Source organism: Pseudomonas saudiphocaensis (genome assembly GCF_000756775.1).
GTDB lineage: Bacteria > Pseudomonadota > Gammaproteobacteria > Pseudomonadales > Pseudomonadaceae > Stutzerimonas > Stutzerimonas saudiphocaensis.
Map to the genome: position 1 here is coordinate 1,730,738 of NZ_CCSF01000001.1, position 25,692 is coordinate 1,756,429.

24 protein-coding genes are annotated in these 25,692 nt (G+C 61.4%); 12 read left to right on the forward strand and 12 right to left on the reverse strand.

The window, feature by feature from the left end; genetic code table 11:
• Positions 1-118: 118 nt before the first annotated feature.
• The 5 genes from BN1079_RS08060 to BN1079_RS08080 all read left to right on the forward strand — a co-directional run bounded on the left by BN1079_RS08060 (position 119) and on the right by BN1079_RS08080 (position 3,760).
• Positions 119-1,627, forward strand: a complete 1,509-nt coding sequence (locus BN1079_RS08060) for an RNA polymerase factor sigma-54 (protein ID WP_074436831.1) — start codon at positions 119-121, stop codon at positions 1,625-1,627.
• 96 nt (positions 1,628-1,723) lie between these two features.
• Positions 1,724-2,032, forward strand: coding sequence for a ribosome hibernation-promoting factor, HPF/YfiA family (hpf, locus tag BN1079_RS08065; protein WP_037023537.1), 309 nt, complete (start codon positions 1,724-1,726; stop codon positions 2,030-2,032).
• Between the two features lie 3 nt (positions 2,033-2,035).
• Entirely contained in the window at positions 2,036-2,500 is a 465-nt protein-coding gene (gene ptsN / locus BN1079_RS08070; protein ID WP_037023538.1) for a PTS IIA-like nitrogen regulatory protein PtsN, read from the forward strand.
• Positions 2,501-2,620: 120 nt separating this feature from the next.
• Positions 2,621-3,478 (forward strand): RNase adapter RapZ, encoded by an 858-nt coding sequence (gene rapZ, locus BN1079_RS08075; RefSeq protein WP_037023540.1) that lies wholly within the window; start codon positions 2,621-2,623, stop codon positions 3,476-3,478.
• Between the two features lie 9 nt (positions 3,479-3,487).
• A complete protein-coding gene (locus BN1079_RS08080) occupies positions 3,488-3,760 on the forward strand; it encodes an HPr family phosphocarrier protein (RefSeq protein WP_037023542.1) in 273 nt (90 codons plus the stop codon).
• Positions 3,761-3,869: 109 nt separating this feature from the next.
• Here the strand turns inward: BN1079_RS08080 and pmbA are convergent, their stop codons facing one another.
• Positions 3,870-5,216 carry a metalloprotease PmbA gene (pmbA, locus tag BN1079_RS08085; RefSeq protein WP_037023544.1) on the reverse strand — a complete coding sequence of 449 codons (1,347 nt, stop codon included), beginning with the start codon at positions 5,214-5,216 and terminating at the stop codon, positions 3,870-3,872.
• A gap of 99 nt (positions 5,217-5,315) precedes the next feature.
• On the opposite strand from pmbA, the gene yjgA reads away from it, so the two are divergent.
• Complete coding sequence (gene yjgA, locus BN1079_RS08090) at positions 5,316-5,837, forward strand: ribosome biogenesis factor YjgA (protein ID WP_037023545.1); 522 nt, start codon at positions 5,316-5,318, stop codon at positions 5,835-5,837.
• 107 nt (positions 5,838-5,944) lie between these two features.
• Here the strand turns inward: yjgA and tldD are convergent, their stop codons facing one another.
• From tldD to mreB, 8 genes are all read right to left on the reverse strand, one after another.
• Positions 5,945-7,387, reverse strand: coding sequence for a metalloprotease TldD (gene tldD, locus BN1079_RS08095; RefSeq protein ID WP_037023546.1), 1,443 nt, complete (start codon positions 7,385-7,387; stop codon positions 5,945-5,947).
• A 165-nt stretch (positions 7,388-7,552) separates the two neighbouring features.
• The gene (locus BN1079_RS08100) at positions 7,553-11,353 is read right to left on the reverse strand and encodes a YhdP family protein (RefSeq protein ID WP_037023547.1); all 3,801 of its coding nucleotides are present in this window, start codon (positions 11,351-11,353) and stop codon (positions 7,553-7,555) included.
• Positions 11,354-11,390: 37 nt separating this feature from the next.
• A complete protein-coding gene (gene rng / locus BN1079_RS08105) occupies positions 11,391-12,848 on the reverse strand; it encodes a ribonuclease G (RefSeq protein ID WP_037023548.1) in 1,458 nt (485 codons plus the stop codon).
• A 75-nt stretch (positions 12,849-12,923) separates the two neighbouring features.
• A complete protein-coding gene (locus BN1079_RS08110) occupies positions 12,924-13,505 on the reverse strand; it encodes a Maf family protein (RefSeq protein ID WP_037023549.1) in 582 nt (193 codons plus the stop codon).
• Positions 13,506-13,601: 96 nt separating this feature from the next.
• Complete coding sequence (locus BN1079_RS08115; protein ID WP_037023551.1) at positions 13,602-14,738, reverse strand: PEGA domain-containing protein; 1,137 nt, start codon at positions 14,736-14,738, stop codon at positions 13,602-13,604.
• Positions 14,739-14,888: 150 nt separating this feature from the next.
• Positions 14,889-15,377 (reverse strand): rod shape-determining protein MreD, encoded by a 489-nt coding sequence (gene mreD / locus BN1079_RS08120; protein ID WP_037023552.1) that lies wholly within the window; start codon positions 15,375-15,377, stop codon positions 14,889-14,891.
• Positions 15,374-16,342 carry a rod shape-determining protein MreC gene (gene mreC, locus BN1079_RS08125; protein ID WP_269450531.1) on the reverse strand — a complete coding sequence of 323 codons (969 nt, stop codon included), beginning with the start codon at positions 16,340-16,342 and terminating at the stop codon, positions 15,374-15,376. Before mreC ends, mreD begins: the two co-directional genes overlap by 4 nt.
• A 93-nt stretch (positions 16,343-16,435) precedes the next feature.
• Positions 16,436-17,473 carry a rod shape-determining protein MreB gene (mreB, locus tag BN1079_RS08130; RefSeq protein ID WP_014851637.1) on the reverse strand — a complete coding sequence of 346 codons (1,038 nt, stop codon included), beginning with the start codon at positions 17,471-17,473 and terminating at the stop codon, positions 16,436-16,438.
• A gap of 308 nt (positions 17,474-17,781) precedes the next feature.
• On the opposite strand from mreB, the gene gatC reads away from it, so the two are divergent.
• The 6 genes from gatC to BN1079_RS08160 all read left to right on the forward strand — a co-directional run bounded on the left by gatC (position 17,782) and on the right by BN1079_RS08160 (position 23,797).
• Complete coding sequence (gene gatC, locus BN1079_RS08135; protein ID WP_037023556.1) at positions 17,782-18,069, forward strand: Asp-tRNA(Asn)/Glu-tRNA(Gln) amidotransferase subunit GatC; 288 nt, start codon at positions 17,782-17,784, stop codon at positions 18,067-18,069.
• A gap of 14 nt (positions 18,070-18,083) precedes the next feature.
• Entirely contained in the window at positions 18,084-19,535 is a 1,452-nt protein-coding gene (gene gatA / locus BN1079_RS08140) for an Asp-tRNA(Asn)/Glu-tRNA(Gln) amidotransferase subunit GatA (RefSeq protein WP_037023557.1), read from the forward strand.
• 11 nt (positions 19,536-19,546) lie between these two features.
• Positions 19,547-20,995 (forward strand): Asp-tRNA(Asn)/Glu-tRNA(Gln) amidotransferase subunit GatB, encoded by a 1,449-nt coding sequence (gene gatB / locus BN1079_RS08145; protein WP_037023559.1) that lies wholly within the window; start codon positions 19,547-19,549, stop codon positions 20,993-20,995.
• Between the two features lie 196 nt (positions 20,996-21,191).
• Positions 21,192-21,602, forward strand: a complete 411-nt coding sequence (locus tag BN1079_RS08150) for a septal ring lytic transglycosylase RlpA family protein (protein WP_037023561.1) — start codon at positions 21,192-21,194, stop codon at positions 21,600-21,602.
• Entirely contained in the window at positions 21,599-22,678 is a 1,080-nt protein-coding gene (locus tag BN1079_RS08155; RefSeq protein ID WP_037023563.1) for a calcium/sodium antiporter, read from the forward strand. Before BN1079_RS08150 ends, BN1079_RS08155 begins: the two co-directional genes overlap by 4 nt.
• Positions 22,679-22,705: 27 nt before the next feature.
• Entirely contained in the window at positions 22,706-23,797 is a 1,092-nt protein-coding gene (locus tag BN1079_RS08160; RefSeq protein ID WP_037023565.1) for a calcium/sodium antiporter, read from the forward strand.
• A 4-nt stretch (positions 23,798-23,801) separates the two neighbouring features.
• On the opposite strand, the gene BN1079_RS08165 is transcribed toward BN1079_RS08160, so the two are convergent.
• The 3 genes from BN1079_RS08165 to BN1079_RS08175 are packed head-to-tail and all read right to left on the reverse strand — an operon-like array spanning position 23,802 to position 25,566.
• Positions 23,802-24,227: a bactofilin family protein gene (locus BN1079_RS08165; RefSeq protein WP_037023567.1), complete on the reverse strand. Its 426-nt coding sequence runs from the start codon at positions 24,225-24,227 to the stop codon at positions 23,802-23,804.
• An 18-nt stretch (positions 24,228-24,245) separates the two neighbouring features.
• Entirely contained in the window at positions 24,246-24,602 is a 357-nt protein-coding gene (locus tag BN1079_RS08170) for a hypothetical protein (RefSeq protein WP_037023569.1), read from the reverse strand.
• Complete coding sequence (locus BN1079_RS08175) at positions 24,583-25,566, reverse strand: M23 family metallopeptidase (protein WP_037023571.1); 984 nt, start codon at positions 25,564-25,566, stop codon at positions 24,583-24,585. Before BN1079_RS08175 ends, BN1079_RS08170 begins: the two co-directional genes overlap by 20 nt.
• Positions 25,567-25,692: the final 126 nt, after the last annotated feature.

Below are 25,692 nucleotides of genomic sequence, written 5' to 3' on the forward strand. Positions count from 1 at the left end.
CAGGACTAGCCAACCGCTTCCTCTTCAGGCATATAATTTGCTTAAACCGGCGCAGCAGCGCCAGCGAAGTCGGAACAGGCGCAGTTGCGCCGGCAAACAAGGTTCGAAGTCCTCTGCAATGAAAGCATCGCTAGTCCTGAAGATGGGCCAGCAGCTGACGATGACACCCCAGCTGCAACAAGCCATACGACTGCTCCAGCTCTCGACCCTCGACCTCCAGCAGGAGATCCAGGAAGCGCTGGATTCAAATCCCATGCTCGAGCGCGAAGAAGACGGAGAAGACTTCGACAATCCGGATCCGATGGCCGAGTCTCTCGACCAGAAGATCGAGAACACTCCTAGCGAGAACAGCAGCCCGGACAGCCAGTACGAAGAGCCCGTCAACACGATGGAGAGTTTCGAGGAAGGCGACTGGGGCGAGCGCATTCCCAACGAATTGCCCGTAGACACCGCCTGGGAAGACATCTACCAGACCAGCGCCAGCAGCCTGCCCAGCAACGATGACGAGGAATGGGATTTCACCAGCCGCACATCATCGGGCGAGAGCCTGCAGTCGCACCTGCTCTGGCAGCTCAACCTGGCCCCCATGAGCGACACCGATCGCCTCATCGCCACCACCCTGATCGACTGCATCAACCCCCAGGGCTACCTGGATGAAAGCCTTGAAGAAGTGCTGGAGTCCTTCGACCCCGAGCTGGGAATCGAACTCGACGAAGTCGAAGTGGTACTGCGCCGCATCCAGCAGTTCGAGCCGGCAGGCATCGGCGCCCGTGACCTGCGTGAGTGTCTGCTGCTGCAATTGCGCCAACTGCCCGCAGATACCGCCTGGCTGAACGAAGCCACGCGTCTGGTCAGCGATCACCTGGGCATTCTCGGCAGCCGCGACTACAGCCTGCTGATGCGGCGCATGAAGCTCAAGGAAGACGAGCTACGCCAGATCGTTGACCTGATTCAGTCACTCAACCCCCGTCCCGGCTCGCAGATCGAAACGAGCGAGCCTGAATACATCGTTCCTGACGTGATCGTGCGCAAGGACAACAACCGCTGGCTGGTCGAGCTCAACCAGGACGCGATGCCGCGCCTGCGGGTGAACGCCCAGTACGCCAGCTTCGTCAAGCGCGCCGACTCCAGCGCTGACAACACTTTTATGCGCAACCAGCTGCAGGAGGCGCGCTGGTTCATCAAGAGCCTGCTCAGCCGCAACGAAACCCTAATGAAGGTAGCGACCCAGATCGTTGAGCATCAGCGCGGCTTTCTTGAGCACGGCGACGAGGCGATGAAACCGCTGGTGCTGCATGACATCGCAGAAGTGGTCGGCATGCATGAATCGACCATTTCCCGCGTGACCACGCAGAAATACATGCATACCCCCCGTGGCATCTATGAGCTGAAGTACTTTTTCTCCAGCCACGTCAGCACAGCCGAGGGTGGCGAGTGCTCATCCACCGCAATCCGCGCCATAATCAAGAAGCTGGTGGCAGCGGAAAACCCCAAAAAGCCATTGAGCGACAGCAAGATCGCTGGTCTACTTGAGGAGCAGGGCATTCAGGTGGCACGTCGCACCGTCGCCAAGTACCGGGAATCCCTGGGAATTGCACCCTCCAGCGAGCGCAAGCGATTGCTGTAATGCCAGCGTGTTGCAACAGCCGACATCCTGGCCGATTTCTTCTGGGGACGGGCTTCAGGGCTCGTTCATTCGCATGAGGCAAAAAGGAGAAGCAGTATGCAAGTCAAGATTACCGGCCTTCATCTGGAAGTAACCGAAGCACTGCGTATCTATGTCGAGGAGAAACTGAAACGTCTGGAAAGGCACTTCGATCGCATCATCGATATCCAGGTCACCCTGCAAGTCGAAAAACTGAAGCAGAAAGCCGAAGCCACCATGCACGTTGCCGGCCGCGAAGTGGTTGCTAATGCCGAACACGAAGATATGTATGCTGCGATCGACCTGCTTGCCGACAAACTCGATCGTCAGCTGATCAAGCACAAAGAAAAACAACTCGACCATACCCAAGGTACCGTGGCTCGCTGACCCATGATCCGACTTGAAAACATACTCACCCCCGGCCGTTCACTGGTGAACGTGCCGGGCGGTAGCAAAAAGCGCGTCCTGGAGCAGATTGCCAAGGTGATCGGCCAGGACCTTCCCGAACTCGACCCTCAAAGCATTTTCGAAAGCTTCGTGGCTCGCGAGAAGCTGGGTTCCACCGGCTTCGGCAACGGCATTGCCATCCCTCACTGCCGCATGCCCGGCTGCGAGGCACCGCTTAGTGCAGTATTGCGGCTCGACGCACCGGTGGACTTCGACGCCATTGACGGCGCTCCGGTCGACCTGCTGTTTGTACTGCTGGTACCGGAAGCGGCGACCGACGAACACCTTGAGCTGCTTCGACAGATTGCCAGCATGCTGGACCAGGAAGAGGTCCGTGACCGGCTGCGCGAGGTTACAACCGACCAGGAACTGTATCAGGCAGTGGTCGATATCCAGCACGGCCGTTAAACGGCCGGGCGTGCCCGCCAACAGGGAGCGAGACGTGTCCGCAATCAGTCCTTCACGCATTTCGCGCCCCTGCTGCCTGCAGCAGGGTTCTCAACTCCACGCGCCAGTTAGTTTGCGTCCATGCGCCTGATAATTGTCAGCGGGCGCTCTGGCTCGGGCAAAAGCACCGCCCTCGACGTTCTCGAAGACAGTGGCTTCTATTGCATTGATAACCTCCCAGCCGGGCTGCTGCCAGAGCTGGCTGAAAAGGCTCTGCTGCATACTGAGCTGCTGCAGCCGCTGGTGGCAGTCTCCATCGACGCACGCAACCTGCCGAGCCAGCTCAAGCGCTTCCCGGAGCTGCTCGAAGAGGCCCGTGCCCGGCATATCCAGTGTGACGTGCTCTATCTCGACGCCGCCGACGAGACGCTGCTCAAGCGCTTCTCGGAAACGCGCCGACGGCACCCGCTGACCAATGAAAACCGCTCTCTGGCCGAAGCCATACGTGATGAAGAAGAGCTGTTGGCGCCGATCATCGATCAGGCCGACCTGAAGATCGATACCACCAACCTCAACCTTTACCAGCTGCGCGACTCCCTGAAACTGCGCCTGCTGAACAAGCCTGAGCCAGGCACCGCCTTTTTGTTCGAGTCCTTCGGGTTCAAACGCGGCATGCCGGTGGATGCCGACCTGGTCTTCGACGTCCGTTGCCTGCCCAACCCCTATTGGCGGGCTGAGCTGCGCGACTTTTCCGGGCTCGATCAGCCGGTCATTGAGTACCTGGATACCCAAAACGACGTCCAGGAGATGTTTCAGGACATTCTCGGTTATCTGAGCAAATGGCTCCCCCGCTTCGCCGCCAGCAATCGCGCATACGTTACTGTCGCTATCGGCTGTACCGGCGGTCACCATCGCTCGGTGTACCTGGCAGAACGACTCTGCAACGCGCTACGTGAGCCCCTCAAGAACGTCCAGGTCCGCCATCGCGATCTGGTCTAGGAACCCTTCATGCCGTCCTGCGAAATCACCATCATCAACAAGCTGGGGCTGCATGCCCGCGCAGCTGCCAAGTTCGTTGGCGTGGCCAACCAGTTTCCCTGCGATATCCAGATAGGGCACGAGCCCAGCAGCCTGATCAACGGCAAGAGCATCATGGCCGTGATGATGCTCGCGGCCAGCAAGGGAACGACGCTGCATCTGCAAGCTAAAGGTGAGCAGGAGGATGAGGCCATCAAGGCTCTGGTGGCATTGGTCGAAAATTATTTCGAAGAAGGGGAATAACGGGGCTGCGAGGCGGTAAGCCTCAACGGCCGTTCCTCTGGCTTCCCGCTCGCCGAGCCGCTAAAGCCTGACCCGACGAGCCGAGACTGTGTGCTCCAGTTGCAGCCGCTTACTGCCCTGCCACTTTCATCCGTTCGATCAGCACCGAACCGGTGTGGATGCTGCTTCGGGTCTCGGTATCGCAACCCACCGCGACGATCTGCCGGAACATATCGCGCAGGTTGCCAGCGATGGTCACCTCCTGAACCGGAAACTGGATTTCGCCGTTTTCCACCCAGAATCCACCGGCACCGCGTGAATAATCGCCAGTAACCAGGTTCAACCCCTGCCCCATCAGCTCGGTGACCAGCAAGCCTCGCCCCATCCGACGGATCAGGGCCGCTTGGTCCTCATCTCCATGGCTGACGAACAGGTTGTGCACACCGCCGGCATTGGCCGTGCTTGGCATACCCAGTTTGCGACCGGAATAGGTCCCCAGCACATATGACACCAGCTTGCCGTTCTCCACGAACGGTTTTGCGTAGGTGGCCAGACCGTCGCCGTCATAAGCCGCACTGGCCAACCCACGAGGAAGATGCGGGCGCTCGTCCAGGCTCAGCCATTCGGGAAACAGCGTCTGCCCCAACGCTCCTTCGAGGTAGGACGACTTGCGATACAGATTGCCGCCGGAAATCGCGGCGAGAAAGTGACCGAACAGACCGGTCGCCAACTCCGAGGAGAACAGCACCGGTACATCGCAGGTCGGCACTGGACGGGCGCCAAGGCGCCGTACGGCGCGTTCGGCAGCACGCCTGCCGATTGCCTCCGGAGCCGCCAGCTCACTGGCGACACGGCTGACATCGTAGTGGTAGTCGCGCTGCATCTGCCCTTCGGACTCGGCGATCATCACGCAGCCCAGGCTGTGCCGGCTGCTGCTGTAGGCGCCGATGAAGCCATTGCTATTGCCGTAGCCGCGACAGCCGCGGTGAGTGCTCAACGTGGTCCCGTCAGCATTGAGGATGCGCTTGTCGGCGGCAAAGGCGGCGGCCTCGCAGGACAGCGCCAGCTCCACCGCCTCATCTGGAGAAATACCCCAAGGGTGGTAAAGGTCAAGGTCGGCAACCTCGGTTGCCATCAAGGCAGGGTCAGCGAGCCCGGCAAATTCGTCTTCCGAAGCGTGCCTGGCGATTGCCAGAGCAGCAGCCACGGTTTCCCGAATGGCCTCTTCACCGCTGCCGGTGGTGCTGGCCGAGCCCTTGCGCTGGCCGACATAGAGCGTGATGCCGAAGCCCTGATCACGATTGAATTCGACGGTTTCGACTTCACGCTGGCGCACAGTAGTCGACAGCCCCTGCTCCATCGAGACGGAAACTTCGCAGGCGCTGGCGCCCTGCCGACTCGCCTCCTCGATGATGCGCGCAACCTGCTCACGCAAACCCGGCAACGCCTGTGGGCCGATCCCCTCTACTTCACTCATAAAACACTCCGTACCACTGATTCGTTCTAGGCGCCGAGCCGACTGCGCCGGCATCAAGGCTGCTGTTATCATGGCGGCATCTCCTACTGGACCTGCCCCATGCCTGATATTTCCGATCTCGATGGCTTCGAGGAAAAAAGTAAAACTCAAGTCAAGCGTGAGCTGCATGCGCTGCAGGACCTTGGCGCGCGCCTCGCCACGCTCAAGCCCGACGTTCTCGACCGCTTGCCGCTGACCGATGCCATGCGCAAGGCCCTGGCCGACGCGCCGAAACATACGGCGCACATCGCACAGAAACGCCACCTGCAGTACATCGGCAAGCTTATGCGCGCCCAGGACGTCGAAGCCATTCTGGCTCTGGTCGACCAGCTCGACGCTTCCACCCGCCAATACAACGAACGTTTCCATGCGCTGGAGCGCTGGCGCGACCGCCTGGTCGCGGGAAACGACGAGACGCTTGAAGCCTTCGTCACCGACTATCCCGAAACCGACCGCCAGCATCTGCGCAGTCTTATCCGCCATGCCCAGCACGAAGCGGCCCGCAACAAACCGCCTGCCGCCAGCCGCAAGATTTTCAAATACATCCGCGAACTGGATGAAAGCCAGCGCGGCTTGCGTTGATTCAACTCCCGCTGGCTGACGGCTGTGGGAGCGAATTCTTTAGCCGCGAACTTCGCGGCTGACGCCACTCCCACAGACAGATCACGACCTCCAACTCAGAAGTTTTATTAGCTACCCGTGCCACCGACGGTAATCCCGTCAATCTTCAATGTCGGCTGGCCGACTCCGACGGGCACCGATTGCCCGTCCTTGCCGCAGGTGCCCACACCGCTGTCCAGCTCCAGGTCGGTGCCCACCATCGACACCTTGTTCATCACCTCAGGGCCGTTACCGATCAGGGTCGCGCCCTTCACCGGCGCGGTAATCTTTCCGTCTTCGATCAGGTAGGCCTCGCTGGTGGAGAAAACGAACTTGCCGCTGGTGATATCCACCTGACCGCCGCCGAGGCTGGCGCAATAGATACCCTTCTTCACCGAACGGATGATTTCTTCCGGATCGCTTTCACCGGCGAGCATGTAAGTGTTGGTCATGCGCGGCATCGGTAGATGCGCATAGGACTGACGGCGCCCGTTGCCGGTCGGTGCCACGCCCATCAATCGAGCGTTGAGCTTGTCCTGAATATAGCCCTTGAGAATGCCGTTCTCGATCAGCGTGGTGCACTGGGTGGGCGTGCCCTCGTCATCGACACTGAGCGAGCCGCGGCGCCCGGCAAGAGTGCCGTCATCGACGATGGTGCATAGCGACGAAGCGACCTTCTGGCCAATGCGTCCGCTATAGGCCGAGCTGCCCTTGCGGTTGAAGTCGCCCTCCAGACCATGGCCGACCGCCTCATGCAGCAGCACGCCGGACCAACCCGGCCCCAATACCACCGGCAGCGTACCGGCCGGTGCCGCCACGGCCTCCAGGTTCACCAGGGCCTGGCGCAGCGCTTCCCGCGCGTAGCCCATGGCGCGGTCTTCGCTGAGAAAATATTCGTAGCCACTGCGACCACCGCCGCCCTGCCCGCCGCGCTCACGGCGACCATTCTGTTCAACGATGACGCTGACATTGAAGCGCACCAGCGGGCGTACGTCCGCGGCCATGGCGCCATCCAGCCCGGCCACCAGAACGTGCTCCCAGACGCCGGCCAGACTGACGGTTACCTGTTTGATGCGAGGGTCCAGCGCACGCGTGGCAACATCGATGCGTTTGAGCAGCTCGACCTTCTCCGCGCGGCTCAGGCCGTCCAGCGGATTGCCCTGTTCATAAAGCGGCGCGAAGGAAGCTTTCGATAATACTTCGACAGATGCCTGGCGACCGTCACGGGCGATTGAGCGCGCCGCCATCGCGGCCTCACGCAGGGCCTCTCCGGTAATTGCGTTACTGTAGGCGAAACCGGTTTTTTCACCGGAGAGCGCCCGTACGCCAACCCCCTGTTCGATATGGAAACCGCCCTCTTTGACGATGCCGTCTTCCAGCACCCAGGTCTCGCTCACCTGATCCTGAAAATACAAATCTGCCGCGTCGATACCAGGGCCGGCCAATTCGCCGAGTAGCCCCGGCAGATCATCGAGGGTCAGCCCACCGGGTGTCAGCAGGCGCTCGGTGACAGGTAACAGCAGTTCACTCATATTTACTCCACACGGGCTATGCCGGCACGCTACGAAAAGACGGGGTACGCTGCACCAGCGTGCACGGACGACGAAAGCCCGGGATTCGGGTTCATTGCAAAGGCTACATGATAAGGGACATGGCCCTGAGGTCCATCCTCAAGCCGGCAAACGGTCCCCGGGCCATCAGTTGGGCTTTTCAAAGGGTTTATCGAAAGTGATTTTCGGCGACTGCCATGGTCCTTCGACCTTGTACTGAACGCTGGCGAAGCGGGCGACCTTGTCACCCAGCAGTTTGTCGACCACGAACAGCGCGCCGCCGATGGCCGGCGCCCCGACGATCAGTGCAGCCAGCGGCAGATTGTTGCTGACCGGCAGAGTTACCAGCAGCTTGGCGTCGATGCGGTCACGCACCATGTCCAGCCGGCCATCGAGCTCCAGGTTACTGGACGGCCCGGTCACCGTAATGGGGCCTTGGGTCACGAAGATGCCTTCGGTTGCGACCAGCTCGCCCTTGATCCGGTCAAAGCTCAGGCCCTTGCTGAACAGATCGGAGAAATCCAGCCTCAGACGCCGGCCAATGGAGTCGAAATTGAGCAGGCCGAACACGCGCAGCGCCTGAGCACTGCCATCGACTTCGCGAAGCTGACCGTTACGCACCCTGGCGTCCAGACGACCGCTCAGACGCTGTATGCCGAAGAATGCCGGCGAGCCGGGCCAACTGGCATCGGCATCCACGTGGAAGCGCTCGCTGGTGGTCGAAGGCGCAAAGCCCCAGGCCAACAGCACGTCGGCCAGGTTGCCGCCTTCCAGTCGCCCCTTGTACCAGCTGCGTGAGGTGCTCCAGCCTCCCGCACCGGCAAGCCGAAGCCCCTTCAGGTCCAGATCCAGATCCGAGAATTCCACGCCGTCGCTGCGCGGACGCATCTTCAGCGACCAGGCGCCCAGCAGCTGCTCGCCTTGCAGCACCTTGGCCACAGCGATATCCATTGCTGGCAGGTTTCGGGGATCAACTGCAGCAAGCGGATCCTGGCGTGGTATCTCAGGCTCCGCCGGCTCGGATACCGGTAGACGCAGGTGCGACAGTTTCAGCACCATGGGCTGCCCTTGTGCATCGGGCAGCCGAACGCTGCCGGCGACGATTTGGCTATCCAGTCCCAGCGACCAGGCGTCTGCCTGCCGGCGCAGGTCCAGCGCCAGATTCTCAACCCTGGTGCCGAACCCTTCAAAGACACCGATATCCAGCTGCGCGCGACGCAACAAGGAGGTTGCCTGTTGGCCCTGATCGGGCGCGCTGTACTCGGCTAGCAGCGCCTGCCAGTCAGCCAGGTTGGCCCGTGGCAGATGGCCACGCACGTGCAGACCACGGTCGCTGCGCAGGTTGGCCGCCGCCCCGCCCAGTACAAGCTCGCCACCACCGTCGCTCCACCGGTTACCGGGAGCGGTGAATGTCAGCGCGGCCAAAGATCCGTGTTTGACCGTGTACTGTTGGCGCTCGCCACCCAAGGTCATGCGCAGGGTCGTGTCGCGCCGCTGGTTGGCAGCCTTGGCGAAGGGCTCCGGCAATTGAAGCCTAGTGCCCAGCAATGAAGAATCGATCTGCAGGCGACTCCCCGTGCCGCCCAGGGCCAGGCTCAACTGAAAGGGTATTTGGCCCGAAGCCGGCAATGATTGTTCGATCTTCCGCCAGGCCTTCAGCTGAGCCACAGACACCACGCCACCCGCCTCGATGCGAGTGGCCGGCTTGCCCGGAGTGCCGGTGGCGCTGGCCTTGCCGCTGATCGGGCTGCCCAGTGCACTCGCACTGATACGTGAGGCACTGAGGCCGCGCTCGCTGTCATAGCGAAAGTCACCGCTCAGCGCCCCGAGCTGCAGATCGGCCTGCGGGATGTACAGCGACGCATCGGCGCTGGAGAACTCCACCTCCACCTTGGGTGCCTTGCCGGCCGCCAAGGGAATATCCAGTTTCAGCGAACCGCTCAGTGCTCCTTCGCCACGCCATCCGGCAAACAGATCGGCGGTACCGATAGGGGCAACCTGCATCAGCGTCAGCGCATCCCGCAGGCCTGCCTCGACCTGCCCTTCGATGGCCAGCCGCAGCGGCCGTTCGCCCTGACGCAGGGGAATCCGAGCCAGAACATGATGCACGCGGCTGTCGAGCATGCGCCCCTCGGCGAGGCGCACACGCACCTGGTCGTCCTCGATCAGCACTTCACCGCGCCCTTCGCGCAACGCTGGCCAGCCTGGCTGAAAGGCAAAATCGGCGTCACGGACCTTAAAATACAGGCTCAGACTGCGCGCGGTATCCACGGCGGACTTGTTCAACGAACCCTGATATTGGAAATAGCCCTGCTCAACAATGCCTTCGCGGATCGCCGCCGTCAGCCACTCGCTCAGGGCCGGACTCAATGCCGGCGAGCGGGTTGGCAGGTATTTCTCCGTGTAGCGCGCATCGCCCTCGCTCAGCCCCACACGCAGGTCCATATAGTCTTCGGCTTCGGGGTCACGCATCAGGCGGATCAGGAAGTCGCCAGCAAGCTTCCCCTCCTCGCCTTCGACCTGCAGATAAGGCGCAACCAACGTGAACGCCTCTTCATTCAGCGTCCAGGCAAGGCTGCCACGGCTGCGCTGATAGTCCCACGGGCGCGGGAACAACTGCGCCAGATGCAGGCTGAAATCCTGACTGTCAAAATGCAGCTCGCCGCCGCCAAGATTGCCGCGTGCCAGGCCGCTGACGTTGCTTGCCGCGGGAATCCAGTGATAGGCGTCGATTGCCGCCTTGTCGAGGTTGGCCACAAAAGCCAGCCGCTCGGCCAGCGGCGCTGCGGCACGGTAATCGAGCTGAACATTGCGCAGCGTTCCACTGGGCGCCAGTCCCAGCAGATATTCGCTGGCGACTGCCGGCATAGGCACCAGAGCCTGAGCCAACTTTGCCAGCGGCGCGACTGGAAGCTGATCGATACCCAACTGCCAGTGGTCATCGGCAACATGCTGTTGCAGCACCAGCGCCATATCGTCCCAGCGGGTACCATCGAAGCTGAAAGCCAGCCCGTCGACCTGCAACCGGTAGCCTTCGCTTGCACGGTCCAGATAGGCCTTGAGCGCCAGCTCCTCGATCAGCACAGGCTCGGATTGCGACTGACCCAGCTCAAGCGCTGGCGCCACCAGATGCGCCACGCCTTTGGCCAGGCTGCGCTCACGCCAATCGAGCCAGAGTTCGCCTCCTGCCTGCAGGCGCTCCAGTTTCCAGCTGGTCATCAGCTTTTCCGGCAACCATTGCGCCCAGTCGCTTCGCGGCAACTGCAGATACAGCCGCGCCGCGCTATCGCGCCAATCATCGTGATTGATTCGTGCCTGGACATTCAGGCTCAGCGGCTGGCCGTCGGGCAATATCAGGCCGCCACTTAGCTGCAGCCGCTGATCGAGGCTGCGCAGCTCCAGGTTGGCGTAGGTCAGGGCCAGCGGCGCTTCGCCATGTGCTTCGACGGTTACCTGGCTATCAAGCAGCGATAGCCGGCCAAGGCGCTGCACTTCAGCGAGGCGTTCCAGCGGATTGGACGACTGTTGCTCGCGCTCGGGAAAGCCCTCGACACGCCAACGGCCTTCCTCATCCTGCACAAGGCTCAGATGAATACCCGAGACCTCCACGGACTTGAAATGCAACTGCCGCGACCAGAGACTGGCGGCAAGATCAGGCTCCAGGGCCAGACGGTCCAGGCGCATCGCCGCGCCTCCCTCGCCGAGCAGCACATCATGGGCCAGCAGCCGTGGCGCGAAGCCCCTCCAGCGACCTTCCAGGCGCCCGATGCTCAGCGGCATGGCAAGCAACTCGTGGGCTTTGCCCTGTACTTCAAGCCGATACTCGGCCACCAGCGGAACCAATTGCCGGCCAAGGCTGACGTACAGGGCCACCAGCATCAGCCCGACCGCAATCAGCCAGAGCGTGCGGCGCAAAACAGCGAGGGAAAACGCAGACAACCGGCTCACGGACTTGAGCTCCAGGCGACTTCAGGCGGGCGTCGGTTCAGAGCAGCACCACGTCATACTGTTCCTGTGAATACATGGTTTCGACCTGGAATTTAATCGAGCGTCCGATAAAGCTTTCAAGGTCGGCGACGTTGCCCGACTCCTCATCGAGCAGCCGGTCGATGACCTTCTGGTTGGCCAGCACGCGATAGCCTTCAGGCTGGTAGGCCCGGGCCTCGCGGAGGATTTCCCGGAAGATCTCATAGCAGACCGTCTCCGGCGTTTTCAGCTTGCCGCGCCCCTGGCAGCACATGCACGGCTCGCAGAGCACCTGCTCGAGGCTCTCGCGGGTGCGCTTGCGAGTCATCTGCACCAGACCCAGTTCGGTGATCCCGATGATATTGGTCTTGGCGTGGTCGCGCTCCAGCTGTTTTTCCAGAGTACGCAGGACCTGACGCCGGTGCTCCTCGTCCGCCATGTCGATGAAATCGATGATGATGATGCCGCCGATATTGCGCAGGCGCAGCTGCCTGGCAATGGCAGTTGCGGATTCGAGGTTGGTCTTGAAGATGGTTTCCTCAAGGGTGCGATGACCAACGAAGGCGCCGGTATTGACGTCGATGGTAGTCATCGCTTCAGCCGGATCGATGATCAGGTAGCCACCGGACTTGAGCATCACCTTGCGATCGAGCGCCTTCTGGATTTCATCTTCGACGCTGTACAGATCGAAAATCGGCCTTTCGCCCGGGTAATGCTCCAGGTGCTCGCTCAGTTCAGGCATGAGTTCATCAACGAACTGCCTGACCTTCTGGAAGTTTTCCCGCGAATCGATGCGAATCTTCTCGATACGCGGATTGATCAGGTCGCGGAGGGTGCGCATGGCCAGCGACAGGTCTTCATAGATCAGCGTCGGCGCCCCCGCAGTCTTCATCTGCTCATCGATCTGCTCCCAGAGGCGGCGCAGGTAGCGGATGTCCATAAGGATCTCGTCGCTGCCAGCCCCTTCCGCTGCGGTGCGCAGAATGAAACCGCCGGTTTCCTTGATGCCCTCGGCGGCAACGCACTCGGCCACCACCTGCTTGAGGCGCTCGCGCTCGGTTTCATCCTCGATGCGCAGGGAAATCCCCACATGGCTGGTCCTGGGCATGTACACCAGGTAGCGGGAAGGAATCGACAGCTGCGTGGTCAGCCGCGCACCCTTGGTGCCGATGGGGTCCTTGGTCACCTGAACCACCAGCGCCTGGCCTTCATGAACCAGCGCATTGATGGGCTCGACTGCATTGCCTTCACGTGCGGAGATTTCCGAGGCATGGATGAAGGCGGCGCGCTCCAGACCGATATCGACGAACGCCGCCTGCATGCCCGGCAGCACCCGCACCACCTTGCCCTTATAAATGTTGCCGACGATGCCACGACGCTGTGTGCGCTCGACATGCACCTCCTGCAGGACACCATTCTCCACCACCGCCACCCTGGACTCCATGGGGGTGATATTCATCAGAATCTCTTCGCTCATTATTCTTCTCGGCCTGTGGCGGGATACGAAACAGCCGAAGCTGACAGGTGGTCCGATTCTAACGGTTTGAATGGCTCAAGTGGCCCAGACAGGAATACCAAAAGCCTCGAGCAGCTGCACCGTTTCGCACAAAGGCAGGCCGACCACGCCGGAATAGCTGCCCTGCAGGCCACTGACGAATACTGCACCCAGGCCCTGGATGGCATAGCCACCGGCCTTGTCCGCCGGCTCGCCACTGGCCCAGTAGCGCTCAGCCTCGTCCGTCGTAATCGGGCGAAACTGCACCCGGCTGACAACCAGGCGCACGATACACTCGGTATTGTTCGCCAGCGCCACGGCAGTCATTACCTGGTGTTCGCGCCCGGACAGGGCTTGCAGCATCGCCAAGCTATCAGCCCTGTCGGCGGGCTTGCCTAGAATCTGCCCGTCCAGCACCACCGTGGTATCGGCGCCCAGAACACAGGCTGCGGGTTGCTCGACGGACGCGAGCCCTGCCAGCGCCTTTTCCCGCGCCAGCCGCTGGACGTAAGTGTCCGGCGACTCATCCGCGTGAGGCGTCTCGTCAATGGCAACGGAAAGAAGGCTGAAGGGAACGCCGATCTGGGTCAGCAATTCACGTCGCCGGGGCGACGCGGAGGCGAGAAACAATGCGGGCATGCCTGGTCTTGATCCTGGTCAGATGGAGACTAGGCAGGTTCGCATATCCGGGCGTGGGCCGGAAGCTGACGTGCGAGGCACGCCAGCTTGTTCGGATCAGAACTTGAAGTTGACGACCTGATCGCCTTTGAGCGACAGGGTGCGCTTCTGTGTCACACCACCAGAGGTCACCTGGATGTCGTAAACACCGCTGTCGAGCATCAGCGAAACGGGTGTCGAACCCTGCGGCTGCTCGTTGATCACCACCTTATCGTTGTACTTGTTGCTGCGCACGATAAGCGAGTGGGTCTTGCTGTCGCACATTTCATACGGCACGTCGAGAATCGCGCAGGCCATCATCTTCTTGGCAGTCACGGTGGCCTGGATGCTCATCTGCGCACTGACGGTGCCATCCATGCTCATGCTCGCGTCAGAAAACTCGGTCTTGGTGCGATAGCCGTACCAGTTGGGGCTGAGCTTGAGGTTTTCGACCTGATCGCGAATGTCTTCGCCAAGAACCCGCTCGTAGTGATCGAGCACCCACTGCGACATCCGCCCATCGTGCTCGTAGCCAGCCAGACAGGCAGCCAGGCTCTTGGTGGTCGAGCAGCGGAATGAAACCGATTCGTTGAAATAGAGCGTCTTGTCCAGGCGACGGGCAATCGACTGGATCTTCTTGCTGTTGCGTTTGCGCACTTCGGAAGCCAGCTGTGCCTTCAGGCGCTCCACATCTCTCGCGGCCTGGGAGAAGCTCAACTGCTTGGCACTCAGGTCCTTCTCTACCGACTGCACACGCTGCAACGCGGCCTGCTCTTCATCGGCACTGCGCTTGTAATCCTCAAGCAGGGAGTCGAGACGCTCGCGGTTGCTGGCTTGCGCGAAGAAATCCTCCAGCTCCATGCGGATCAGCTTCTTGGCATTGCTCGACTGCAAGGCGGCTGCGCTTTGCGCGCTCTTCTCGACACGCAAGGCGTCTTCGAGACGTTGTTTTTCAGCCAGGATGGCGTCGAGTTCGGCAATCTTCTTCGCCAGCTGTTCGGAATACTCGCCGCTGCCCGACGCTGTCTTGCTCAGGGGTGCGATCTGAGGTTGCGCACCTTTGCCAGATACAGCAACGCTGTCGGCCTGGGAGTAGCCGCTGCCCACCGCCAGCAACATGACCAGTGCGCCGAGGAAGCCGGCCCCCGCCAGCACCGCCTTCGCCCCAATAAACACCTTTCTCGGCTTGGAACAAATCGAAACGCCCGTATCCATAACCCACTCGTCCGTATTGTGCTTAGCGTGATAGATCTAATTATAAGTTTCGGGCCAGCGTGGCCTTTGGCTATCAAAGGTGTGGATGATTTCAGAAAAGGCGTGAAGGCACAAGGACACTAGCGCCGCAGCCGGCACAGCGCGCTTGGCTCAATAGACGTTAAAGCGCCGTCGCATCCAGTGCAGCGCCATGAACAGCCATGGCCAGAGCAAGGCACTGACGGGCACCGGGACCAGGAACAGCAGGGTCGGAGGACGGTTGCCGGTGAGCGTGTTGAGCCATAGCTGCACCAGCTGTCCGATGCCGAGGATCACCATCAGCACCAGACTCTGCTGCATCAGCGGGAACATGCGCAGGCGTTGCTGCAGGCTGAGCACGAGGAAGGTAACCAGAAGCAGCGGCAGCCCGTTCTGCCCCAGCAGCGTGCCGGATAGCACGTCGAGCATCAGGCTGCAGACGAACGCCGCCACCATCGCCCCCCGGTGCGGCAGAGCAATCGCCCAATACGAAATGACCATGGCCAGCCAGAGCGGACGTCCAAGCCCGGCGCTGAACGGCATGGGTGCAATGGATAGCAACAACGCAATCATCAGGGTCAGCCAGATGACCCAGGTGCCGTTGGTCCGCCCGCCACTCATGGTTGTTGCTCCGTGCTCTCAGGCTCAGCGGCTGGCGCTTGCGGCTCAGCTGCAGGCTCGGCCGGCGCGGGTTGCACCTCTGCCGCCTCCCGGTCTGCCGTAACCTGGGCTTCGGCAGCATCTGTGGCGCGCTGCTCGGGCGTGCGCGAATCACTGAAGACCAGCAGCAGGTATCGACTGCGATTGAGCATTGCAGTGGGCGTCGCGCGAACGATGGAAAACGGCTGGCCGGAACCACGTACCACTTCCGTCACCTGGGCAACCGGATAGCCACTGGGGAAACGCTGACCAAGACCGGAGCTGACCAGCAGATCGCCTTCCTTGATATCGGCGGTCTCGGCGACATGGCGCAATTCGAGATAGTCCGGGCTGCCGGTGCCCACGGCAATCGCACGCAGGCCGTTGCGATTGACCTGAACCGGAATGCTATGGGTAACGTCTGTCAGCAGCAGGACCCTGGACGCATAGGGCATCACCTCCACGACCTGCCCCATGAGGCCGCTGGCATCGAGCACCGGCTGACCGACGAACACGCCGTCTCGTTCACCCTTGTCGATCAGGATGCGGTGCGTAAAGGGGTTAGGGTCGAGGCCGATCAGCTCGCCGACGATGACCTTGTCATCGACCAGTGCAGCGGAGTTGAGCAGCTCGCGCAGACGCACATTCTGCTCGGTAAGCATTGCCAGCTTCTGCAGGCGCCGCTGCATCAGCAATGCTTCGGCCTTGAGCTTTTCGTTTTCAGCCGCCAGGCTGGTGCTGCTGCTGAGTTGCTCGGTGGCCCGCTGCCAGGTACGCACCGGCAGATCAGCCAGCCAGTAGAAAGGAGTCAGCACCAGCCCCAGCTGGCTGCGCACAGGTTTGAGCGTATCGAAGCGGGCATCTACCACCATCAGCACAACACAGACCACGGAAAGCACCAGCAGGCGCACTCCGAGCATGGGTCCCTTGGCAAATAGCGGTTTGATCGGCGAATCCTCGCAACTGCAGGCAAACTCAACGCAACAAGCCGAGAGCGGGCTTGACCCCGCTTTCGGCTTGCATGTGTACCCTGACGCCGGTTATTCGGTGGACAACAGGTCCATGGCATGACGGTCCATCATTTCCAGTGCCCGACCGCCGCCACGCGCAACGCAGGTCAGAGGCTCTTCGGCCACGATAACCGGCAGCCCGGTTTCCTGCGACAGCAGCTTGTCCAGATCACGCAGCAATGCGCCACCACCGGTCAGTACCAGGCCGCGCTCGGCAATGTCCGAAGCCAGCTCTGGCGGCGATTGCTCCAGCGCACTCTTGACCGCCTGAACGATGGTTGCCAGCGACTCCTGCAGCGCTTCGAGCACTTCGTTGGAGTTGAGGGTAAAGCTGCGCGGTACACCTTCGGCCAGGTTGCGACCACGCACATCTACTTCGCGTACATCATTGCTCGGGAAAGCGGTGCCGATTTCCTGCTTGATGCGCTCAGCGGTGGACTCACCGATCAGGCTGCCGTAGTTGCGGCGCACATAGGTGACGATGGACTCGTCAAAGCGATCGCCACCAACACGCACAGACTCTGCGTAGACCACACCATTGAGGGAGATCAGCGCGATTTCGGTGGTGCCGCCACCGATATCGACCACCATCGAACCACGGGCCTCATCCACCGGCAGGCCAGCACCGATAGCGGCGGCCATGGGTTCTTCAATCAGAAACACTTCACGCGCACCGGCACCCAGTGCCGACTCGCGAATGGCACGACGCTCCACCTGAGTGGATTTGCATGGCACACAAATCAGAACACGCGGGCTGGGCTGCAGGAAGCTGTTCTCGTGCACCTTGTTGATGAAGTACTGCAGCATTTTTTCGCAAACGCTGAAGTCGGCGATAACGCCGTCCTTCATGGGGCGAATGGCGTTGATGTTGCCGGGGGTGCGACCCAGCATGCGTTTGGCGTCGGTACCTACCGCCACAACGCTCTTCTGGTTGCCGTGAGAACGAATGGCAACCACGGACGGCTCATCCAGGACGATGCCCCGGTCACGCACATAAATAAGGGTATTGGCAGTGCCCAGGTCGATCGACAGATCACTGGAAAACATGCCACGCAGTTTTTTGAACATGGGAAGTGGCCCTTGGGGCAAACGCGTGGGGAAAAAGTGCCGCAAACTCTAACAATGGAGGGATCGCAGGGCAAGGCGCACGTCCATGCCGAACGGGCCAGGCGTGAGCCATTCGGCGAAAAGGCGGCTGCCGCGAACCATGAACCGCCCGCCGCCTGAGTGTTGCCATGCTACCGAGAAGCCTTGCAGACATGTAAGATTGTCGGCTTTTCCGGGCCCGAAAGCCCGCCGCCGTGGCCCGCCTGCCGCCCATGCGCCGCTCATGGTAGATGCAGGTCGCACCGATTCGCTTTGCGCTGGAGAAACCGATGGCGATTGAACGCTCCGAGGTGGAAAAAATCGCTCACCTGGCCCGCCTGGGCCTGACTGAGTCCGACCTCCCCCGCACCACCGAAACCCTCAACAATATCCTCGGCCTGGTCGACCGCATGCAGGCCGTCGACACTCAAGGCGTTGCGCCGCTGGCTCATCCCCTGGAAACACACCAGCGCCTGCGCGCCGACGCAGTGACCGAAACCAACCAGCGCGACGCCTACCAGGCCATCGCCCCGGCTGTGGAAGAAGGCCTCTACCTGGTCCCACGGGTGATCGAGTGATAAAGGACGCCGACATGCATCAACTGACCCTCGCCGAGATCGCTCGCAGCCTCGCCGACAAACAATTCTCCGCTGAAGAACTGACGCGCGGCCTGCTGGCCCGTATCGCCCAGCTCGATCCGCAGATCAACAGCTTCATTACCGTTACCGAAGAGCAGGCAATTGCCCAGGCCAAAGCCGCCGACGAGCGTCGCGCGGCCGGTGAGAATGGCGCCCTGCTCGGCGCCCCCATCGGTCACAAGGACCTGTTCTGCACCCAGGGCATTCGCACCAGCTGCGGCTCGAAGATGCTCGACAACTTCACCGCCCCCTATGACGCCACCGTGGTCGAGAAGCTCGCCGCGGCAGGGACTGTCACGCTCGGCAAGCTGAACATGGACGAATTCGCCATGGGCTCGGCCAACGAGTCCAGCCATTACGGCCCGGTGAAGAACCCATGGGATCTTGACCGTGTCCCCGGCGGCTCCTCAGGCGGTTCGGCCGCAGCCATCGCCGCGCGCCTATTGCCTGCCGCTACCGGCACTGACACCGGCGGTTCGATCCGCCAGCCAGCCGCGCTGACCAACCTGACCGGCCTGAAGCCCACCTATGGTCGCGTCTCGCGTTGGGGCATGGTCGCCTATGCCTCCAGCCTCGACCAGGCCGGCCCCATGGCACGCACCGCCGAAGACTGCGCGCTGCTGCTGTCGGCCATGGCCGGCTTCGACGCCAAGGATTCCACCAGTGTCGAACAGCCGCTGGATGACTATCTCGCAGCCCTGACCCAGCCCCTGGCCGGCCTGCGCATAGGCCTGCCGAAGGAATACTTCGGTGAAGGCCTGGACCCGAAAATCGCTGACGCGGTGATGGCGGTGGTCGAGGAGCTGAAAAAGCTCGGCGCCACGGTGAAGGACATCAGCCTGCCGAACATGCAGCACGCGATTCCGTCCTATTATGTGATCGCGCCGGCCGAGGCCAGCTCCAACCTGTCGCGCTTCGACGGCGTGCGCTTCGGCTACCGTTGCGAAAACCCGGCGGACCTCATGGACCTCTACAAGCGCTCACGCGCCGAAGGCTTCGGGGATGAGGTCAAGCGCCGCATCATGGTTGGCACCTACGCCCTCTCCGCCGGTTACTACGACGCCTACTACATCAAGGCCCAGCAGATTCGCCGCCTGATCAAGAATGACTTCGTCAGTGCCTTCGAAAAAGTGGACGTGATTCTCGGCCCCACCACACCGAATCTGGCCTGGAAACTGGGCGAGAAGAACGCCGACCCGGTTTCCGCCTATCTGGAAGACATCTACACCATCACCGCCAACCTGGCCGGCATTCCCGGCCTGTCCATGCCGGCCGGTTTCATTGATGGCCTGCCGGTGGGCGTGCAGGTGCTGGCGCCGTACTTCCAGGAGGCGCGCCTGCTCAACGTGGCGCATCAGTATCAGCAAGTTACCAACTGGCACCAGCGCACCCCGGCCGGATTCTGAGGAGATTGAAGATGCAATGGGAAACCGTCATCGGGCTTGAGATCCACGCACAGCTCGCCACCCAGTCGAAGATCTTTTCCGGCAGCGCCACCACTTTTGGTGCCGAACCCAATACTCAGGCCAGCCTGGTCGATCTGGGCATGCCCGGCACCCTGCCGGTGCTCAATGCCGAAGCCGTGCGCATGGCCTGCAAGTTCGGCCTGGCCATCAATGCCGAAATCGCCGAGCAGAACGTCTTCGCGCGCAAGAACTACTTCTACCCGGACCTGCCCAAGGGCTACCAGACCAGCCAGATGGATCACCCCATCGTTGGTAAGGGCTATCTGGACATCACCCTGGAAGACGGCACGACGCGGCGCATCGGCATCACTCGCGCACACCTGGAGGAAGATGCCGGCAAGAGCCTGCACGAAGACTTCCACGGCATGAGCGGCATCGACCTGAACCGCGCCGGCACACCGCTGCTGGAAGTCGTCTCCGAGCCGGACATCCGCTCGGCCAAGGAAGCGGTGGCCTATGTGAAAGCCATGCATTCTCTGGTGCGCTATCTGGGCATCTGCGACGGCAACATGGCCGAAGGTTCGCTGCGCTGCGACTGCAACGTCTCGGTCCGCCCCAAGGGCCAGGCCGAGTTCGGCACCCGCGCCGAGATCAAGAACGTCAACTCCTTCCGCTTCATCGAGAAGGCAATCAATTACGAGGTACAGCGCCAGATCGAGCTGATCGAGGATGGCGGCAAGGTGGTGCAGGAAACCCGCCTGTACGATCCGAACAAGGACGAAACCCGCTCCATGCGCAGCAAGGAGGAAGCCAACGACTACCGTTACTTCCCCTGCCCTGACCTGCTGCCGGTGGTGATCGAACCGAGCTTCCTCGAGGAAATCCGCGCCAGTCTGCCGGAACTGCCGGTACAGAAGCGTGAGCGTTTCGAAAGCCAGTTCGGTCTTTCCTCCTACGACGCCAGCGTACTCTCGGCCAGCCGCGAACTGGCCGACTACTTCGAACAGGTCAACGCCACCTGCGGCGACGCCAAGCTGGCCGCCAACTGGGTGATGGGCGAACTGTCCAGCCTGCTCAACAAGGAAAACCTGGAGATCGAGCAATCGCCGGTTTCAGCTGAGCAGCTGGGCGGCATGATCCTGCGCATCAAGGACAACACCATCAGCGGCAAGATCGCCAAGATGGTCTTCGAAGCACTGGCTGCCGGTGAAGGCGCTTCAGCCGACGAGATCATCGAGAAGAAGGGCCTCAAGCAGGTCACCGACGCCGGCGCCATCGAGAAGATGCTCGACGAGGTCCTGGCGGCAAATGCCGAACAGGTGGAACAGTACCGCGCCAGCGATGAAGCCAAGCAAGGCAAGATGTTCGGCTTCTTCGTCGGGCAGGCCATGAAAGCCTCCAAAGGCAAGGCCAACCCCGGCCAGGTGAACCAACTGCTGAAGCAGAAGCTCGAAGGCTAACCGCAGCCGCGCAGCTCCGGATTCGTTCGGACCTGCGTTCGGCAGCCGCTTTTGTAGGAGCGGGCTCGCCCGCGAGCTTTTTGGCGGGTGACTCCGCGCTGGCACGGGAAAGCAGAGCTCGCGGACAAGTCCGCTCCTACAGTGGCGCAACCTCCTACCGTATTTTCGTTGATCAACCAAGACTGAAGGACACTCCATGCGCCTGGGAACATGGCACCTTGTCCCGCTTCTACTTGCCCTGCTCGTTTCCGGCTGCGCCGAACGCGCACCCGCCCCGACACCACCTGAGCCTCGCCCCACTCAGCAGGACAAGAGCTTCAGCCAGCAGGGCAAGGCCTCCTTTTACGCCCGAATGCACCACGGAAAACGTACTGCAAACGGTGAAAGGCACGACCAGAACGCACTGGTCGCCGCTCACCGCTCCCTGCCTTTCGGCACCCAAGTCAGGGTGACCAACCTGAGCAACGGCAAGCAGGTGGTCGTACGCATCAACGACCGCGGCCCCTTTGTGCGGGGGCGCATCATCGACCTGTCCCGCGCAGCTGCCGAACGGATCGGCATGATCGATCAGGGCATCATCGGCGTGCGTATCGAAACCATCGAATGACACCACTGACGCTTATCTATCTGCTTGCCGGGCTGTTGCTGCTGGCCCTCGGTGCCGAAAGTCTGATACGCGGCGCGGCGCAGATCGCTGAGCGTCTGGGCATCTCATCACTGGTGATCGGCCTGACCGTTGTAGCCTTCGGCACCAGTGCGCCGGAACTGGCGGTCAGCGTCCAGGCATCGCTGAGCGGCAGCGGCGATATTGCCGTTGGCAACGTGATCGGCAGCAACATTGCCAACATCCTGCTGATCCTCGGTCTTGCGGCACTGCTGGCACCGCTGATGGTGGCACGGCAGCTTATTCGCCTGGATGTTCCGGTGATGGTGGCTGCCGGTGCACTGACCTTGGTGCTGGCCTGGGACGGCCGCATCAGCCGTGGGGATGGCTGCATGCTGCTGGCCGGCATGCTGCTCTATGCCCTTTTTCTGCTTATGGCCGGCAAACGCCAGCAGCGTCTTGCACTGAACGGCAGAGCCGAGTCTGAACGCGGCCCGGCCAGCGCCCCTGGCGGCTGGCTCCGCCACATTTTTTTGGTACTCATGGGGCTGGGCCTGCTGGTACTCGGCTCGCAGCTGCTCATCGAAGGCGCGATCTCTCTGGCGCGCGCCCTCGGCCTCTCCGAGCTGGTGATTGGTCTGACAGTGGTGGCCGTCGGCACCTCTCTGCCTGAACTGGCCACATCGTTGCTAGCCCTGTATCGCGGCGAGCGTGGTATCGCCGTCGGTAACGTGGTCGGCAGCTGCGTTCTGAACCTGCTGCTGGTGCTCGGCGCAAGCGCCTTGGTGGTGCCCGAGGGGTTGTCGATTTCACCCAATGCGCTGGCTTTCGATCTGCCGGTCATGTTTGCGGTATTCGTCGCCTGCATACCAATTTTCTTCACCGGTTACCGGATCAACCGCTGGGAAGGTGCGCTGCTGCTTGGCTACTACCTGGCGTATACGCTTTACCTGGCGATGCTTTCCACCGGTCTGCCTGCCATCGAACTCTTGCGCCACGTGATGATCTGGTACGTAATGCCCATTACGGGCATTACGCTTGCCGTGGCCTCTCTACGCGCCTGGAAAGTCCAGCGTTAAACCCGTTCTGCCCCCGGAGTTGCACCCTTGACCATGATGACCTTCGTTTACCTGATTGCAGGCCTGGTATTGCTCGTTGCCGGCGCAGAGGTACTGGTACGCGGCGCCGCCAAACTGGCGGCTCAGTTCGGTATTTCGCCACTGATCATCGGCCTGACGGTCGTCGCCTTCGGCACCAGCGCGCCGGAGACGGCGGTTAGTGTGCAGGCAGCAGTCAACGGGAGCGGTGACATCGCGATTGGTAACGTGGTGGGCAGCAATATTGCCAACGTACTGCTTATTCTCGGCCTGACTGCGCTGGTCACGCCGCTGGTAGTATCGCGCCAACTGATCCGCCTGGATGTGCCGATCATGATAGGCGCGAGCCTTGTCACCTTCGCGCTAGCCTGGGATGGAGAGCTCAGCCGCCTCGATGGTGCATTGTTGTTCAGTGCCGTGGTGGTCTATACGTTGTTTCTGATCATTAGCAGTCGTCGCGACACAGCCACTGATACCAATGACGAATTCGCCAAGGAGTTCGGCCTGGATACGCCAGCCAAGCCGCATGCCGGGCTGATCAACGCATGCCTGGTGCTGGGCGGATTGGTGCTTCTGGTGGTCGGTTCCAACTTCCTGGTCGAGGGGGCCGTGTCGCTGGCGCGCGCACTCGGGCTGTCGGAGCTGGTCATTGGTTTAACCGTGATCGCGATCGGCACATCCTTGCCTGAGCTGGCTACCTCAATCATGGCTGCCTTCCGAGGCGAGCGGGATATCGCCGTAGGCAATATCGTTGGCAGCAATATTTTCAACCTGCTTTGCGTACTTGGGCTCGCCTCTCTCGTCTCGCCGCAGGCTATTGCCGTGTCGCCCAATGCGCTGGCCTTCGACTTCCCGGTAATGATCGCAGTGGCGATCGCCTGCCTGCCAATCTTCTTCGCCGGTTACACCATCAACCGCTGGGAGGGCCTGCTGTTCCTTGCCTACTACGTGGCGTATACCGCCTATCTGGTAATGAGCAGCGCTAACCGCCCGTTCACCGACACCTTCGGCGATGTGATGCTCGGTTACGCCCTGCCACTGACCGCAATCACCTTGTTCATTATCGCCGCCCGGGCCTGGAAGAAGCAGCACCGGACCTAGGCCCTCAGCCTTCGCGGGCCTGCGGACGCGGCAACTCGAATACCTGTGCAACCTCCTCATCGTCGCCCATGCGATTGAGCGAACCATCGACCACCGCGCCATTTTCCATGCTCAATTGACGGTAGCGGATGTTGCCCTGCACACGGGCATTGGAATGCAGCTCGAGCAGATGCTCCACCACCAGATCACCGACGATGGTGCCGTCTATCAGCGCATCGTAACTGCTGACATTCCCCTCGATCCGCCCCTCGGCACTGAGCGCCAGAAGGCTATGGGTGCCCGGCTTGTGGCTGACGTTGCCCTGTACCTCGCCACTGATCTTCAGCCCTTCCTCGAACGTCACGTCCCCGACGAGCGACAGATTTCCTGAAATCAAACTGGAAAACTGATCAATGGCGACACGCGACACCGGCTTTTTCTTGCTGAACATCACCTACTCCACAAACGGTTAACGGGTTTTCTTCTGCTGACGGAAGAAGGCCAGGTCGGTCTGCAACCGTTCCGCCTGAGCTGACAGCGCAGCGATGCGTTTGAGCAGCTGCTCTTCGGTGGCCTGGTGCTCCTGGCACTGTAGCCGGCTCAGCTCCAGCGCCGTCTGCAGGTTCACGCTCTCCTGACTCAATGCCTCGATCCGCTGCGCATGGGCGGTCTGCTCGTGGTTGCGCAGAAAGAGCAGCGCGCCTATCGCGCAAAGCAGAACAAGGATCACCCAACGCTCTGCGCACGGGCGCCTGGCGGTCTGCAAACGATGCTCGGCACGAACCAGATCTTTGCTGGAGAGGCGTTTAGTCGGCAGCCAGGTCATCGCTGTCTCGCTCCAGATCGCCTAACGCCAGGAAGCGTTGCGGGTCGACGAACTGCCCATCGTGCAGCACTTCAAAATGCAGGTGCGGGCCTGTCGAACGCCCAGTGGAACCCACCGCACCGATACGCTGCGCAGGCGTGACCACATCCCCAGCTTGCACATTCAGCCGGGACAGATGCGCATAGCGTGTGACCAGACGATTGCCATGATCGATTTCCACCAGATTTCCGTACGCACCGCGGTATCCGGCAAAGCGTACCCGGCCACCGGCAGCGGCGACGACTTCGGAGCCGCTGGGCAATGCGAAATCGACGCCTGAATGGAACGCCAACTTCTTGCGGAACGGGTCGATGCGATTGCCATAGGCCGACCCCAGCCGCGCCTCGCCCACCGGCCGGCGAGAGGGTATTGCCATCAGCGCGGCATTTCGCTCGGCCACACGTTGCATCAGCTTGTCCAACATCTCCCGCATGCAGCGCAGCGACTTTTCGCTGCGCTGCAGATCGGCGAGCGTCAAACCGCCTGCACCCATCCGCAACTCGCCTGAACAACCTTGTGGCGGAAACAGTACGCCACCCTGCGCTTTTGCCGGGATCGTCGTGCGCTCAGGTAACAGCAAGGGCACCAGTGCCGGATCCAGTGCCGACAACTGCCCGTGCAGCACGCGCTGCTCATCCATCATGCGCTGCAATGCGAGCAGATCGGACTCCATCGATTTCAGCCGGCCCACCACCTTGCCAACGCGGGCAATGACGAATCGGTCCTCATCGACCAGGGCGGGCTCGTACTGATCCGTAACCTCGGGCAGGGCGCGCCTGTCGCTGCCAACCCAGACGCCCCCGGCAAAACTGCCCAGACTCAATGCCAGCAGCAGAGCAAAACCCGGTACGGCAAACTTGCGCAGATTCACCACACGAATGTCGTCGCGCGTCAGTGATCGGCTTGAAGATGTGAAAAACGCCATGAACGACTCTCTGAAACATAAAACGGCAGCCTCTCCGGGCAGCCGTTGATCGAGTTGGGCAATTTGAAGGAAACCCGATTTTTTTTCTGAGGCCTGATAACCGAATACGACCATCGCCTGAAGATT